Below are 15,220 nucleotides of genomic sequence, written 5' to 3' on the forward strand. Positions count from 1 at the left end.
TTCTTGTATTTTCTTGATATTGCACGAGTTTGCATGATAAAGTCGACAAACACAAGCACAAGGAGATGATATGCGCGAAGAAAATAGCATGCAGCAACGGGTCCGCATCCAGGGCGTGCAAACCCTGTCGCACGACTGGTATCTGCTGCAAAAGACCACGTTCGACTATCTGCGCCACGATGGCCGGTGGCAGACGCAGACGCGGGAAACCTATGACCGCGGCGATGGGGCCACTATCCTGCTCTACAACAAGGTCAAGCGCACGGTGATCCTGATCCGCCAGTTTCGCTTTCCCACCTACCGCGAAGGCCACGATGGTTTCCTCATCGAATCGGCGGCCGGTTTGCTGGAAGAGGCCAGCGCCGAGCAGCGCATCCGCGCCGAAGTGGAAGAGGAAACCGGTTACAGGGTGGGGCAGGTGCACAAGATATTCCAGGCCTTCATGAGCCCCGGTTCCGTGACGGAGCGTTTGCATTTCTTCGTCGCCGAATACGATCCTGCCAGCCGCATTGGCGATGGCGGCGGCCTGGCCCATGAAGGCGAGGATATCGAAGTGCTGGAGCTGCCGCTGGCGCAAGCAATGCGCATGGTAGAGGACGGACGCATCTGCGACGGCAAGACCATCATGCTGCTGCAGCATGCGCAGCTGCACCTGATGCCGGTGAAACAGGGCATGCAGATCCTCGTGGCCGGCCCCTATCGTTCCGGCACGGGCGACGATCCCGCGCTGATGGCGGCGAACGTGGCGACCATGCAAGCCGTCTGCCTGCCCCTGTATGCCAAGGGCCACATGCCCGTGCTCGGTGAATGGCTGGCCTTGCCCATGCTGGCGCTGGCCGGTTCCAGCCGTGTGGGCGATGCCGTGTATGCAGAATTATTCCACGCGCACGCGACGCGTTTATTGAGTCATTGCGATGCCGTGCTGCGTATCGGTGGCGCCTCTCAAGGCGCTGAGCAGATGGTGGATGTGGCGCGCAGTCTTGGTTTGCCCGTGTATTTTTCGCCGGACGAGATTGCCCAGGCGTAAAAAAAGCGAAGCCCGGGGGCTTCGCTTTTTTGATGACGTCACAGTTTCTTAGCGGGACTTCACGAACGGGATACCGATAGCCTTTGGCGCGATGGATTTCGCCATCAAACCCGCCAGCACGATCACAGTGACCACGTACGGCACCATCTGGATCAGCGAGCCGGGGATGCGGCCCACGACGGGCAAGTCCACGCCTTCAATCTGGATCTGGATGGCGGCGAAGAAGCCGAACATCAAACAGCCGAGGAAGGTGTAGACGGGGCGCCAGTTGCCGAACACCATGGCCGTCAGGGCCAGGTAGCCGGCGCCAGCCGACATGTCGCGCAGGAAGAAGCCGCTTTGCACGATGGCCAGATACGCGCCCGAGAACGAACACAAAATGCCGGCCACCAGCATGGCCAGGTAGCGCGTCGCTTCCACGCTCACGCCAGCCGAGTCGGCCGCGTGGGGGTTTTCGCCGCAGGCGCGCAGGCGCAGGCCGAAGCGCGTGTGGTACAGCAGCCAGTGCACGAGCGGGATCAGCAGGAACGCCACGTAGACGAGGATGGAATGGCCGCCGATCAGGTGGGCATACACCCAGCCGATGAAGGGGATGTGCTCCACGTACTGCGTGCCCGGCAAGACCACGTCGAACAGCCGCGCCGAACCGAGGTCGGGCGTGCGGCCGCCTTGCTGGAAGAAAAATTGCGCCAGAACGAAGGTCAGTCCGCTCATGGCGATGTTGATGGCCATGCCGGCCACCAGTTGATTGCCCTTTTGCGTGATGCTGACATACGCCTGCAGCAGGGCCAGCGCGACGCAGACGAGCATGCCGGCAGCCATGCCGTAATACGGGTTTTGCGTCGTGTAGGCGACGGCGGCGGAAGCGAAGGCGCTGGCCAGGATCTTGCCTTCCAGGCCGATATCGATCATGCCGCTGCGTTCGGCGAACAGGCCGGCCATGGCGGCAAAGATCAGGACGGGCGCATTGCGCACGGTCGATACCAGGATGCTGGCGAATTGAAAGTCGTCGAGTGTCATGGTGTTAGCCTTTGGTGCGCTTGAGCAGGGCGGAAATGGCCGGTGCGTAGAAGTTTTCCATGGCGCCGCAGAACAGGATGATCAAGCCCTGGATGAAAATGAACGTTTCCGTCGGGATATTCGGTTTTTCCAGCGACAGGTCGAAGCCGCCCTGGATCAGCGCGCCGAACAGCACGGCCGACAGGAAGATGCCGACCGGATGCTGGCGGCCCATCAGGGCGATGGCGATGCCGATGAAGCCGGCGCCACCGACGAAGTTGAGCGACAGGTAGTGCGTCGACCCCATGATGGAATTGACGGAACCCAAGCCCGCCAGCGCGCCCGAGATCAGCATGACGATGATGATCATCTTGCTGATCGACACGCCCGCATAGTGGGCCGCATGCTTGTTCAGGCCCGTGGCGCGCAATTTGAAGCCCCACGACGAGCGCCACACCATCACGCCATAGATGACCAGCGCGAAGATGGCCAGAATAAAACTGATGTTCAGCGGCGTGTCGCCCAGCGACGGGAACCAGGTGGACAGGCGCGGCATTTCGCCGCTTTCCGCAAATACGCGGCTGGCCGTGTTCTGCTCGCCCGGCGGAATCAGGTACTTCACGATAATAAAATTCATCAGGCTGGCGGCGATGAAGTTGAACATGATGGTGGTCACCACGATGTGGCTGCCGCGCTTGGCTTGCAGGTAGCCGGGCAGGAAACCCCACAGGGCGCCGAACAGGGCCGCGCCGATCATGGCAACGGGAATCAGCAGCCAGGCGGGCAGGGTCTGGTCGAAGGCCAGCATGGCCGTCGTCAAGCCCAGGCCGCCGATATACATCTGGCCTTCGGAACCAATATTGAACAGCCCGGCCTGCATCGCCACGGACACGGACAGGCCCGTGAAGATGAAGGTGCTGGCGTAGAACAGGGTGTAGCTCAAGCCTTCAGGATTGAGGATGGCGCTGTGGACCAGGATCGACAGCGATTCGGCCGGGTCTTCGCCCAGCATATAAATCACCAGGGCCGCGACCAGCAAGGCCGACAGCAGGTTTAACATGGGCATGACAAAGGCTGTCGCCCAGCGTGGCAAGTCGTTATTCATGATTTATGCATTCCCCCCATCAAGAGACCGATGCGGGTGGTATCGAATTCTTCAATTTTCAGTTCGCCGGTGATGCGTCCGCCGCACATGACGAGAATGCGGTCGGCCAGCGCCCGCACTTCTTCCAGTTCGACGGACACCAGCAGGATCGCCACGCCCGCGTCGCGCAGGGCCAGCAATTGCGTATGGATGCTTTCGATGGTGCCGATGTCAACGCCGCGCGTGGGCTGGCCCACCAGCATCAGTTTCGGCTTGGCCAGCACTTCGCGCGCGATCACCACCTTTTGCTGGTTACCGCCGGACAACAAGCCGATGCGCAGGTCCGGATTGGCCGGGCGCACGTCGAAGGCTTTCAGCAGTTCAGCGCAGCGCGCGCCGATGGCCTTGAAGTTGAACAGGCCCCAGCGGTTCTTCAGGTGGTCCTGGTAACCGAGGATGGTGTTCTGCATGACGGAGAAATTTTTCACCACGCCATCGCGCAAGCGGTCTTCCGGGATGTGGGCGATGCCCAGCTCGCGGAAGGCCAGCGGCAAGCCGTCGGCATCGTGGCGCTTGGCAAATGGCAAGTCCTTGTCGAGAAAACGCAGCTTGCCGGACGTGGGCAAGCGCATGCCCGAGAGAATTTCCAGCAGTTCGCTCTGGCCATTGCCGGAAACGCCCGCGATGGCGACGATTTCGCCGGCGCGCAAGTTGAAGCCTATGTCGGCCAGCAATTTGACTTGCTGCTCGTCGGCCAATTGCAGATCAGCCACTTCCAGCACCGTGGCGCCCGGATTGTAGGGTGCACGCGGCAAATGGCTCTGGATGGGGCGCCCGACCATCATGTTGGCCAGTTCCTCTTTCGAAGTGCCGGCCGTCGCCACGGCGCCCACCACCGTGCCGCCGCGCATGACGGTGACGTTATCGGTGATTTCCAGGATCTCTTGCAGCTTGTGCGTGATCAGGATGATGGTCTTGCCCTGTTCCTTGAACAGGCGCAGGATTTCAAACAGCGAGGCCGTTTCCTGGGCCGTCAGCACGGCCGTCGGCTCGTCGAGGATCAGGATATTGGCGCTGCGGTAAATCTGCTTGAGGATTTCCACGCGCTGCTGCGCGCCGACGGAGAGGTCTTCGATCTTTGCCAGCGGGTCGACGTCGAGGCGGTAGCGCGCGCAAATCTCGCGCAGCTTGGCTTCCGCTTCCGTGCGGTGGCTGGCCAGGCGAAAACCGCCTTCCGTGCCCAGCATGATATTGTCGAGGACGGTGAAGTTCTCGACCAGCATGAAGTGCTGGTGCACCATGCCGATGCCGAGGTTGATCGCTTCCTGGCTGTTGCGGATAGGCTGTACTTTTCCGTCGAGCAGGATTTCTCCGCCGTCGGCACGGTAATACCCGTACAGGATGCTCATCAAGGTCGATTTGCCGGCGCCATTTTCCCCCACCAGGCCGTGGATACTGCCCTTGGCGATGGAGAAGCTGACGTCGGCGTTCGCCTTCACATGTCCAAACTGCTTGGAAATGCTGCGAAATTCTACTGCTGGCTGCATAGGTTCATAACTGGATAGTTTCATGGAAACGCGCCGCGCGGAGACAGGCCCCGGCGGCGCGCTAAAAGATACGGAGAAAGATTAAACCGGGCAGCTGCTGCCGACGCGGTAATCGATCACTTTGATCTTGCCATCGATAATGTCCTTACGCGCACCCAACACGCGTTTTTCGATTTCCGGCGTAATCAGCTTGCGGTTGTTTTCATCGAGCGCCCAATCCACGCCGCCTTCTTTCAAGCCTTTATAGCTGACGCCGCCCTTCCAGGTGCCGTTCTTGACTTGCATGAAGCTGTCGTAGACCGTGTTGTCGACGCGCTTGACCATCGAGGTCAGGATGCTGCCTGGATACAGATGATTCTGATTCGAATCGACGCCGATGGCCAGCTTGCCTTTTTCCTTGGCCATTTGCAGCGTGCCCATGCCGCTGCCGCCGGCGACGGCGAAGACGACATCGACGCCGCGCTCGAATTGCGAGCGGGCCAGTTCGCCGCCCTTGGCCGGGTCATTCCAGGCGCCGGACGTGGTGCCGACCATGTTTTGCGTGATTTCCGTCTTCGCATTGACGGCTTTGACGCCTTGCGCGTAGCCGCAGGCGAAGTTGCGGATCAGGGGAATATCGATGCCGCCGATGAAGCCCACTTTCTTGCTCTTGCTGGCCATGGCTGCAGCCACACCGACCAGGTAGGAGCCTTCTTCTTCCTTGAAGACGACGGAATTGACGTTGCTGCCGGCGGCCTGGCCGTCGATCAGCACGAATTTTACGTTCGGGAATTCCTTGGCGACCTTTTGTACAGCTTGCGTTTGCGCAAAGCCGATGGCGGCGATCATGTCGAGTTTCTTGCGGGCCAGCCCACGCATGACTTGTTCAGCCTGCGTATCGCTCGAGGCTTGCACTTCGATAAAGGAAATGCCCGTGTCTTTTTTGAAGCGCGATGCGCCTTCGAAAGCGGATTGGTTGAACGACTTGTCGAACTTGCCGCCCGCGTCATACACGACACCCAGTTTTGGGGTAGCCGCGGACGCTTGAGCAGTCAGAAATACGGCTGCGATCGTCAAACTAAATTGTGTAAGTTTCATGAATTGGCTCCTGGAAGATCGATATTGTATATTTTTTATAGGTGAAACATATAATTTGGGGCCGATTTAGCCTGTTTTTGATGCACGAGGTGATAATTCCTTATCAACATTGCACCGTATTGAACAAGATCATGCACAAGATCATTGCTGACCTTGCGTGCTTTCATGTCGACAGTGTGATGCTCATGCAACAGTCGCGCCCCGTCTCTTTTATAGGTACAACATCGAAGGGGGCTGCCGGAGCGGGCTGGGATGCGCCGTCAGTGGACGGGCAGGCAGGCACGGAACCGGCGCCGCGATGGGCGTCCGAATCACTATGCATCATGCCAGATATGTATGACAAATACGTTTTTGTTTATGTATTTATATGCAGCGCATATAAATAGGTTTTAAGAACGCAGAACAAAACCGTAGCGAGCGGCAGTGAGTTGTGGCCGAGAAGCGGAGCTGTGCGCATGCACAGTGAGCATCGGAGGCCGCGGCCCGCGACGCGCAGTAGGTTTTGTTCGCGTTCTCAGGCTGATGGGGGATTGATGATGTTAAGGAAAGCCCGCACGACGGGAGCGTCGTCGAGCGTGGTGTAGCTGATGTACAGATTGGCCGACGGCGGATTGGTCTTGATCGGTAGAAATACCACGCCGGGCCAGCCGATGCGGCTGGTCGTTTCCGGCACCAGGGTCACGCCCAGGCCCGCGCCCACCATGGCCAGCAGGGTTTGCGGTTCGCTTGCTTCCTGGAAAATCACGGGTTCGAAACCGGCATTGATGCAGCATTGCACCAGGTAGCGGGGGAAGGCAGACTTGTCCAGGTTGAGGGTGAGCATCGGCTCGTGGGCGATGTCGATCAGCTCGATGGCCGTGTTTTTCGCCAGCGGATGGTGTTCATTGACGGCCACGCAGACGTTTTCGCGGAAGCACAGTTCCTGGCGCAGGTTATCGTGGCGCAAGTCATCGTCATTGAGTTTCGGTTCGCGCCAGAAACCCACGTCGATCTGTTTGGCGCGCAAGGCTTCGTATTGCACCGTGGGGCCGAATTCATGGATGGTCCAGGTGACGCGGGGAAATTTGGTCTGGAACTCTTCCAGCAGGCTGGGGATGGGGCCCCACATGGCCGAGCCGACGATGCCCACGCGCAAGCGGCCCACTTCGCCACGGTCGATCTGGCGGATGGTGTCGATGGTCATGCGCATCTTGGCCAGCAGCTCGGCCGCCTCGTTCATCAGCGCCTTGCCCGCCACAGTCAGCTCGAAGGTGCGCGTGGTGCGCGCAAACAGGCGTACGCCCAGTTCGCTTTCCAGTTTCATGATCTGCTGGCTCAGGGGCGGCTGCGAGATATGCAGGCGCTCGGCGGCGCGGCTGAAGCTTTTCTCCTCGGCAACGGCAAGAAAATACTTTAACTGTTTCAGATCGATGGACATGCTTTCCTTGGCGTTGCGTGGTGCCTGGCGATGGAACGGCGCGCGGACCGGTAACGGCGCGCGCGCTTTCTTTACAGCGGTCCTATTATCGTGCCACGACCGCTTGCATGGCAATGGCCAGCGCGGTGCCGACTTGGGCATTGTGCTTGACCAGCGCGATATTCGTCGCCAGGCTGCGGCCATCCGTCAGTTGCTTGATGCGCGACAACAGGAAAGGCGTGACTTGCTTGCCCTTCACGCCGCCCGCGTCCGCTTCCTGCAAGGCTTGCGTGGTGATCGCATCGATTTCTTCCTTGGGCATCGCTTGCGCGGCGGGCACGGGGTTGCTGACGATCACGCCGCCTTTCAAGCCCAGCTGCCACTTGGTGCCGATGAAGGCGGCCTGCTCGGCGGCCGTGTCGAGACGGAAATCGGCCTTGAAGCCGCTTTCGCGCGTAAAGAAAGCGGGGAAACCTTCCTGGCCCACGCTGATGACGGGCACGCCGTGGGTTTCCAGGTATTCCAAGGTCAGGCCGATGTCGAGGATGGATTTGACGCCTGCGCAGACGACGGCCACGGATGTCTGCGCCAATTCCTGCAAGTCGGCCGAAATGTCGAAGCTCGTTTCCGCGCCGCGGTGCACGCCGCCGATGCCGCCCGTGACGAAGACGTCAATGCCGGCCAGTTCCGCGCAGATCATGGTGGCGGCCACGGTGGTGGCGCCCAGTTTGCCCTGCGACAGGACGAATGGCAGGTCGCGGCGGCTGACCTTCATCGCGTCGGGAGACGTGCCCAGCAGTTCCAGCTGCTCCGGCGACAGGCCTACGCAGATCTTGCCGTCGATGATGGCGATGGTGGCCGGAACGGCGCCGCCGTCGCGGATGATCTGTTCCACTTCGCGCGCCATTTCCACGTTTTGCGGATACGGCATGCCGTGCGAAATGATGGTTGATTCCAGCGCCACGATGGCCTTGCCGGCGGCGCGCGCGGCCAGCACTTCTTGCGAGAACGAGAGGAAGTTATTCAGTTGCGTCATGTGTCAATCCTGTTGAAAGAGGGTAGGGGGAGGCGGCGCCAGGTCGGCGTCGTCGATGTCGTCGAGGGCGCCGGCCGAAATCCGGGGCGAGACGGTGGCAGCCGATTCCAGGGTCATGGCCGCCAGCTTCAGGCCGCGCCGGCAGGCCAATTTCAAATCGCTGCTGTCGTGGTAGAGCGACCAGCAGACGGCGGCGGAAAACGCGTCGCCGGCGCCCGTCACGTCGACGGCGTCCACTTCGCGCGCGGCCAGGTGCTCGACAGGTGCGTCTACGCCGTCGCCATCGGTGAAATACACGCCTTCGCCGCCGCAGGTGACGATCACCTGGCGCGCGCCCTGGCGCAGCACTTCGCGGCAGGCGGCGCGCACTTCAAACGCGGTCGGCAAGGCGCGCGCCACGCGCGTTTCCAGTTCGCCCCGGTTGAGGATCAGCAGATGCAAGCCCGTCAGGTCTTGCGGCAGGTGCGCCATCTTCGGCTGCGAGACGGCGACGATGACGAGCGGCGTGGCCGGGCTATTTCCCTGGGCCGCATCCTGGCGCGCGTCGGCCAGCAGCGCCTGTATGCTGTCGTGGCCCAGGTTCAGGTCGCAGACGGTGAGGGCGGCGGCGGCGCGCTGCGGCTGGCGGCTGTGCAAAAAGGCCGGTGTCAGCTGTTCGTACAGCTGCATATTGGCCATCGCCAGCAGCATTTCGCCATGTTCGTCGAGCACGGCCGTGTAAGTGCCGCTGCTGGTGTTACTCAAGTGCAAGCTGCCGCGCATGTCGATGCCCGCGTCTTCCGCGTGCGTCTGCAAGGCGTGGCCGGCCGCATCGTCGCCCAGCGCCGTCAACAGGGCCACGGGAATCGACAATCGGGCCAGGTTTTCCGCGATATTGCGGCCCACGCCCCCAAACACTTCTTCCGAACGCACGGGGTTCGAGGTGCCCATCTGCAGGGTCGCCAGGGTGCGCATCTTGCGGTCGAGGTTGGCCGCGCCTATGCACAGCACGGGGCGGCTGTCGGGCAGCACGTAGGCGCGTCCCAGCAGGCGTCGCTCGCGGATCAATCCGGCGATGTGGCCGGCGACGGCCGAGCGCGACAAGCCCAGCTCGCTCGCCAGGTCTTGCTGCGAGATGAAGGGGTTGTTGCGGATCAGCGCGTATAACTGGTCTTTTTTATTGGTATCGGTCACAAGGTTTCACTGAAGGTATAAACATTTGTTTGAGACTTTAAACATTTGTCCTATTGGTGTCAAGCGTGTGCCAAGTACGCATAACAAACCTTCGTATGGAGCTTGTATGCATGCATTTCCCGGGCATGGCAGGCCCGGGCTAGCCTCGACTATAATATCGGCCATTTATATTTGAATTGTATAAATGGGTAAGAAAAATGGTATTTGCCATACATATTCCGTTTGATGCATAGTGGCGGCAAATAGAGGCATACGCATTTCGATATACCAGTAACACCATACATACCCGCTACCTGGGCCGCAGTCCATACCGGGCTCGCCCTTGCAGGCAGCAACCAATCATCATTAGTCAATCAGAGGATAACCATGTCGAACAACACCCCTTTCCACGCCGCCGAAATCATCCGTGCCCGCGCTCCTGAAAATTTCAAGCCGCGCGTGGCGATGATCCTCGGCTCCGGCCTGGGCGTGTTGGCCGAGCAGATGGCGGACGCCGTCAGCATCAGCTTCGACGAATTGCCAGGTTTCCCGATCAGCACCGTGCACGGCCATGCCGGCGAACTGGTGCTCGGCACCCTGTCGGGCGTTGCTGTCGTCTGCATGAAGGGCCGTGGCCATTTCTATGAAGGCTATGGCATGGGCGTGATGACGAGCGCCATCCGCACCCTGAAACTGCTGGGCTGCGAAATGCTGTTCGTTACCAACGCCGCCGGCTCCCTGCGTCCTGAAGTGGACGCCGGCAGCCTGGTCGCCATCAGCGACCATATCAACCTGCTGCCAGGTACGCCGATGGTCGGCCCGAACGACGACCGCTTCGGCCCGCGCTTCTTCAGCATGGCCAACGCCTACGATGCGGACCTGCGCAAGCTGGTCGCGGATACGGCCGCGTCGAACGGCATCACCCTGCATGAAGGCGTGTTCGTCGCCTACCCCGGTCCGAACTTCGAGACTGCCGCCGAGATCCGCATGATGGCGCGCCTGGGCGCCGACACGGTCGGCATGTCCGTGGTGCCGGAAGTGGTCTCGGCCCGCCATTGCGACCTGAAAGTGGTGGGCGTGTCCGTCATCACCAACCTGGCCGAAGGCATGTCGCCATTCGCCCTGTCGCACGAACAAACCCTGAAATACGCGGCCATCGGCGCGAAAGACCTGGTCAAGCTGATTCTGGCTTTCCTGGCCAAGGTCGCTGAAAAGCCGCAAGCCTAAGCACTTTTTTATGCAGTAGCGGCGCGCCGGCCACCGGCGCCGCCGCGCGGCAGGCCGGAAAAATCAGGCCTACACTGTCCGCATCATCTTTGCATCATTCCATAAAGCGAGCCTTATCATGTCACGCGCATTTATCCTCCTGCTTGATTCCTTCGGCCTTGGCGCGACGCCAGACGCCGCCAAGTATGGCGACGCAGGTGCCAATACCTTTGGCCACATTGCCAGCACTGTCGCCAAAAGCGGCAAGACCTTGAAACTCCCGAACATGGAACGCCTGGGACTGGGCGCCGCGGCGCACCTGGCCAGCGGCGAATGGGCCACGGGCTTCGACCAGCGCGACGGTTTCACCGGCGCCTACGGCACGGCGCGCGAGCGCTCCACCGGCAAGGACACGCAGAGCGGCCACTGGGAAATCGCCGGCGTGCCCGTCGAATTCGACTGGGGCTATTTTCCCCGTACCACGCCATCGTTCCCGGCCGACCTGACCGACAAACTGAAATCCCTGTCCGGCGTGCCCGGCTTCCTGGGCGACTGCCATGCCTCGGGCACGGACATCATCAACAAGCATGGCGACGAGCATGTCGCCACCGGCAAGCTGATTATCTATACCTCGGGCGACTCGGTGATGCAGATCGCCGCGCACGAAGAATCGTTCGGCCTCGAGCGCCTGTACGAAGTGTGCGAAATGGCCTTCAAGCTGGTCGAACCGTACAACATCGGCCGCGTCATCGCCCGCCCGTTCACTGGCAGCCATGGCAACTACACGCGCACTTCCAACCGCCACGACTATGCGGTGGCGCCGCCCGCGCCGACCCTGCTCGACCACGTCAAGAACGCGGGCGGCGAAGTCGTCGGCCTGGGCAAGATCAGCGATATTTTCGCCACCCAGGGCATCTCGCGCGTCGTCAAGGGCGTCGACAACATGGCGCTGTTTGAAGCGCTGTTGAAGACGGCCGATGAAGTGCAGGAAAAGTCGCTCACTTTCGTGAACTTCGTCGATTTCGACCAGGCGTTCGGCCACCGCCGCAACGTCGAAGGCTATGCCGAGGCGCTGCGCGAAATGGATGCGCGCCTGCCGGAATTCATGGCCAAGCTCAAGGAAGGCGACCTGGTCGTGATCACCGCCGACCATGGCTGCGACCCCACCTGGCACGGCTCCGACCACACCCGCGAACACATTCCGATGATCTTCTTCGGTCCCGGCGTCGCCCCGCGCGCACTGGGTATTTCCGAGACGTTCTCCGATATTGGCCAAACCCTCGCCAAGCACCTTGGCGTACCACCACTTGCTAATGGAACCAGCTTGTTATGACACTCATGCACCCCGAATTCAAGCGTAACGAGGCCGTCGGCCTCGACCTGGGCTGGATCAACCAGATCCGCGTCAACCGCGCCGCGACGGACCGCCGTGCGGCCAGCCTGGCGAACCGCCGTACGGTGAAAAAGGAATACCAGGCCGCCTGGCTGGTGAAAGCCATCCAGATGATCGACCTGACCACCCTGGGCGGCGACGATACGCCGGGCCGCGTGGAGCGCTTGTGCATGAAGGCCATGCGCCCGCTGCGCGCCGACCTGATGGACGCGCTGGGCCTGACACAGCTGAGCACCGGCGCCGTCTGCGTGTACCACGAGATGATTCAACCGGCCGTGAAAGTCATCCAGGGCCGCTTGCCTATCGCCGCCGTGTCGACCGCCTTCCCGGCCGGCCTGACGAACATGGAAACGAAGCTGCGCGAGATCGAACTGTCGGTCGCCGCGGGCGCTTCCGAGATCGATATCGTCATCACGCGCCAGCATGTCCTGAACGGCAACTGGCAAGTGCTGTACGACGAAATGCTCGCTTACCGCAAGGCGTGCGGCGAAGCGCACGTGAAGGCGATTCTCGCCACGGGCGACTTGCTGACCATGGAAAACGTGGCCAAGGCGTCGTGGGTGTGCATGATGGCCGGCGCCGATTTCATCAAGACCTCCACCGGCAAGGAAAGCGTCAACGCCACCATTCCCGTGGCCCTGACGATGGTGCGCACGGTGCGCGAATACTATGAACAGACGGGTTTCAAGGTGGGCTTCAAGCCGGCCGGCGGCGTCAGCTCGGCCAAGAGCGCGCTGCAATACCTGACCCTGATGAAGGAAGAGCTGGGCAACGAATGGCTGCAGCCGCACCTGTTCCGCATCGGCGCTTCCAGCCTGCTGACCGACATCGAGCGCCAGCTCGAGCACTACGTCACCGGCAGCTACTCGGCCAATCATCGTCACGCACAACCTTAAAGAACAATCGTCATGCCAACAATTAACGAGATTCTCACTACTATGGACTACGGCCCTGCTCCCGAAAGTCAAAAAGAAGCGCAAGCGTGGCTCGACGGCCATCAGCGCAAGTTCGGCCTGTTCATCGACAATGCCTGGAGCGAGCCTGCTGAACTGTTCGCCTCGACCAATCCGGCCGACGGTACGCAGCTGGCCGAACTGACGCAAGCGACCGATGCGGACGTGGAACGCGCCGTGGAAGCGGCGCGCCGCGCGCTGCCCGTATGGCAAGGCATGGGAGGCCATGGCCGCGCCAAGGTCATGTACGCGCTGGCCCGTCTGCTGCAAAGGCATTCGCGCCTGTTCGCCGTGCTGGAAACCCTGGACAACGGCAAGACCATCCGTGAAACGCGCGATATCGACCTGCCGCTGGCCGCGCGTCATTTCTACCATCACGCCGGCTGGGCGCAGCTGCAGTCGGAAGAATTCGCCGACTACCGCGCCGTGGGCGTGGTGGGCCAGATCGTGCCGTGGAATTTCCCCCTGCTGATGCTGTCGTGGAAAATCGCCCCGGCCCTGGCGGCCGGTAACACGGTCGTCTTCAAACCGGCCGAATTCACCTCGCTGACCGCCATGCTGTTCGCCGAATTGTGCCTGCAGGCGGGCGTGCCGGCCGGCGTGGTCAACATCGTCACGGGCGACGGCAAAGTGGGTTCGGCCATCGTCAACCACCCTGGCGTCGACAAGATCGCGTTTACGGGTTCGACCGAAGTGGGCCGTTTGATCCGCGAGGCGACGGCCGGCAGCGGCAAGAAGCTGTCGCTGGAACTGGGCGGCAAGTCGCCATTCATCGTCTTCGAAGACGCGGACCTGGACGGCGCCGTGGAAGGCCTGGTCGATTCGATCTGGTTCAACCAGGGGCAAGTGTGCTGCGCCGGTTCGCGCCTGTTAGTGCAGGAATCGATTCAGGAGCGCTTCCTGAACAAGCTGCGCGCGCGCATGGAAAACCTGCGTCTCGGTTCGCCCCTAGATAAATCTATGGACGTGGGCGCGCTGGTCGACCCCGTGCAGCGCCAGCGTATCGCCGCGCTCGTCGATTCGGCCCGCGCCGAAGGCTGCGACGTGTGGCAGCCGGCGTGCGAACTGCCGGCTGACGGCTCGTGGTTTCCGCCGACCCTGATCACGGGCGCGTCGACCTCGGCCGCCGTGGCGCAGGCTGAAATCTTCGGCCCCGTGCTGGTGGCGATGAGCTTCCGCACGCCGCCTGAAGCGGTGCAGCTGGCGAACAACACGGTGTACGGCCTGGCCGCCAGCGTGTGGACCGAGTCGATCAGCCTGGCCCTCGATATCGCGCCCGCCATCAAGGCCGGCGTGGTATGGATCAACAGCGCCAACCAGTTCGACGCCGCCTGCGGCTTCGGCGGCTACCGCGAATCGGGCTTCGGCCGCGAAGGCGGCCGCGAAGGCATGCTGGAATACATGACGGCCCTGGCCGAAGATGCGCGCCCGGCCTTGCCGTTGGTGGAAGCGAAAGCCAAGGGCAATGTGAAGCCGGCGGCCGCCGATCCGTTCGCCATCGACCGCACGGCCAAGATGTACATCGGTGGCAAGCAGGCGCGCCCTGACAGCGCCTACAGCGCGCCCGTCTTCGGCGCGAATGGCGCCTTGCTGGCCGAAGTGGGCGTGGGCAGCCGCAAGGACATCCGCAACGCCGTGGAAGCGGCGCACAAGGCTGCCGGCTGGACCAGCGCCACGGCGCACAACCGCGCGCAAGTGCTGTACTACATCGCTGAAAACCTGGCGGCGCGCGCCGACGAATTCGCCGCCCGTATCGCCGCCATGACGGGCAGTAAAAACCCGGAGAAGGAAGTGCAGGCATCGGTCGAACGCCTGTTCTACTACGCCGCCTGGGCCGACAAGTACGACGGCCTGGCGCACCAGCCGCCGACCAAGGGCATCACCGTGGCGCTCAATGAAGCGGTCGGCGTGATCGGCATTGTCTGCCCGAATGAAGCGCCTTTGCTCGGCTTCATCTCGCTGGTGGCGCCGGCCATCGCGCTGGGCAACCGCGTGGTGGTGGTGCCGTCGGAAGCGCATCCGCTGTCCGCGCTGGACCTGTACCAGGTGTTCGACACGTCCGACCTGCCGGGCGGCGTCGTCAACATCATCAGCGGCAACGCCGACGAACTGGCGCGCACCCTGGCCACGCACGCCGACATCGACGCCGTCTGGCGCCATGACGGATCAGGCGACGGCTGCGCGGAAGTCGAGCGCCTGTCGGCCGGCACCCTGAAGCGCACCTGGGTCGGCGGCGCCAAAGGCCGCGACTGGTACAGCGCCGCCCAAAGCGGCGGGCGTGCCGTGCTGGCGCATGCGTCGCAAGTGAAAAACGTGTGGATTCCTTACGGCGTCTGATGGGCAAATAGCG

Annotated in this window: 11 protein-coding genes and 1 pseudogene; 5 read left to right on the forward strand and 7 right to left on the reverse strand. The window is 61.8% G+C overall.

Annotated elements, in window-relative coordinates:
* Positions 1-70: 70 nt before the first annotated feature.
* Positions 71-655 (forward strand): annotated as a pseudogene (locus CBW66_RS29570) (NUDIX domain-containing protein); the annotation flags it as partial.
* A gap of 420 nt (positions 656-1,075) precedes the next feature.
* Here the strand turns inward: CBW66_RS29570 and CBW66_RS25570 are convergent.
* The 7 genes from CBW66_RS25570 to CBW66_RS25605 all read right to left on the reverse strand — a co-directional run bounded on the left by CBW66_RS25570 (position 1,076) and on the right by CBW66_RS25605 (position 9,339).
* Complete coding sequence (locus tag CBW66_RS25570; protein ID WP_034754516.1) at positions 1,076-2,047, reverse strand: ABC transporter permease; 972 nt, start codon at positions 2,045-2,047, stop codon at positions 1,076-1,078.
* Between the two features lie 4 nt (positions 2,048-2,051).
* Complete coding sequence (locus CBW66_RS25575; protein WP_086140163.1) at positions 2,052-3,131, reverse strand: ABC transporter permease; 1,080 nt, start codon at positions 3,129-3,131, stop codon at positions 2,052-2,054.
* Positions 3,128-4,657, reverse strand: coding sequence for an ABC transporter ATP-binding protein (locus CBW66_RS25580; RefSeq protein ID WP_086140164.1), 1,530 nt, complete (start codon positions 4,655-4,657; stop codon positions 3,128-3,130). The genes CBW66_RS25575 and CBW66_RS25580 overlap by 4 nt, the downstream gene beginning before the upstream one ends.
* Positions 4,658-4,738: 81 nt before the next feature.
* Positions 4,739-5,734: a BMP family protein gene (locus CBW66_RS25585; RefSeq protein ID WP_086140165.1), complete on the reverse strand. Its 996-nt coding sequence runs from the start codon at positions 5,732-5,734 to the stop codon at positions 4,739-4,741.
* Between the two features lie 514 nt (positions 5,735-6,248).
* Positions 6,249-7,151, reverse strand: a complete 903-nt coding sequence (locus CBW66_RS25595) for a LysR family transcriptional regulator (RefSeq protein ID WP_086140167.1) — start codon at positions 7,149-7,151, stop codon at positions 6,249-6,251.
* Positions 7,152-7,236: 85 nt separating this feature from the next.
* The gene (locus tag CBW66_RS25600; RefSeq protein ID WP_086140195.1) at positions 7,237-8,157 is read right to left on the reverse strand and encodes a pseudouridine-5'-phosphate glycosidase; all 921 of its coding nucleotides are present in this window, start codon (positions 8,155-8,157) and stop codon (positions 7,237-7,239) included.
* Between the two features lie 12 nt (positions 8,158-8,169).
* The gene (locus CBW66_RS25605) at positions 8,170-9,339 is read right to left on the reverse strand and encodes a carbohydrate kinase (protein WP_086140168.1); all 1,170 of its coding nucleotides are present in this window, start codon (positions 9,337-9,339) and stop codon (positions 8,170-8,172) included.
* A gap of 366 nt (positions 9,340-9,705) precedes the next feature.
* Between CBW66_RS25605 and xapA the strand changes: the two genes are divergently transcribed.
* From xapA to CBW66_RS25625, 4 genes are all read left to right on the forward strand, one after another.
* Entirely contained in the window at positions 9,706-10,545 is an 840-nt protein-coding gene (gene xapA / locus CBW66_RS25610; RefSeq protein WP_086140169.1) for a xanthosine phosphorylase, read from the forward strand.
* A 118-nt stretch (positions 10,546-10,663) separates the two neighbouring features.
* Positions 10,664-11,857, forward strand: coding sequence for a phosphopentomutase (locus CBW66_RS25615; RefSeq protein WP_086140170.1), 1,194 nt, complete (start codon positions 10,664-10,666; stop codon positions 11,855-11,857).
* Positions 11,854-12,813, forward strand: a complete 960-nt coding sequence (gene deoC, locus CBW66_RS25620) for a deoxyribose-phosphate aldolase (protein WP_070219318.1) — start codon at positions 11,854-11,856, stop codon at positions 12,811-12,813. The genes CBW66_RS25615 and deoC overlap by 4 nt, the downstream gene beginning before the upstream one ends.
* A gap of 42 nt (positions 12,814-12,855) precedes the next feature.
* Complete coding sequence (locus tag CBW66_RS25625; protein ID WP_086140171.1) at positions 12,856-15,207, forward strand: aldehyde dehydrogenase family protein; 2,352 nt, start codon at positions 12,856-12,858, stop codon at positions 15,205-15,207.
* Positions 15,208-15,220 lie beyond the last annotated feature (13 nt).

Origin of the sequence: Janthinobacterium sp. GW456P, assembly GCF_002127655.1 — a bacterium.
GTDB lineage: Bacteria > Pseudomonadota > Gammaproteobacteria > Burkholderiales > Burkholderiaceae_D > Janthinobacterium.

What these genes read in the sequence shown, in the direction of transcription:
- CBW66_RS25570 (WP_034754516.1), bottom strand. Translation starts at nt 2,047, where the DNA reads ATGACACTCGACGACTTTCAATTCGCCAGCATCCTGGTATCGACCGTG.
- CBW66_RS25575 (WP_086140163.1), bottom strand. Translation starts at nt 3,131, where the DNA reads ATGAATAACGACTTGCCACGCTGGGCGACAGCCTTTGTCATGCCCATG.
- CBW66_RS25580 (WP_086140164.1), bottom strand. Translation starts at nt 4,657, where the DNA reads ATGCAGCCAGCAGTAGAATTTCGCAGCATTTCCAAGCAGTTTGGACAT.
- CBW66_RS25585 (WP_086140165.1), bottom strand. Translation starts at nt 5,734, where the DNA reads ATGAAACTTACACAATTTAGTTTGACGATCGCAGCCGTATTTCTGACT.
- CBW66_RS25595 (WP_086140167.1), bottom strand. Translation starts at nt 7,151, where the DNA reads ATGTCCATCGATCTGAAACAGTTAAAGTATTTTCTTGCCGTTGCCGAG.
- xapA (WP_086140169.1), top strand. Translation starts at nt 9,706, where the DNA reads ATGTCGAACAACACCCCTTTCCACGCCGCCGAAATCATCCGTGCCCGC.
- CBW66_RS25615 (WP_086140170.1), top strand. Translation starts at nt 10,664, where the DNA reads ATGTCACGCGCATTTATCCTCCTGCTTGATTCCTTCGGCCTTGGCGCG.
- deoC (WP_070219318.1), top strand. Translation starts at nt 11,854, where the DNA reads ATGACACTCATGCACCCCGAATTCAAGCGTAACGAGGCCGTCGGCCTC.
- CBW66_RS25625 (WP_086140171.1), top strand. Translation starts at nt 12,856, where the DNA reads ATGGACTACGGCCCTGCTCCCGAAAGTCAAAAAGAAGCGCAAGCGTGG.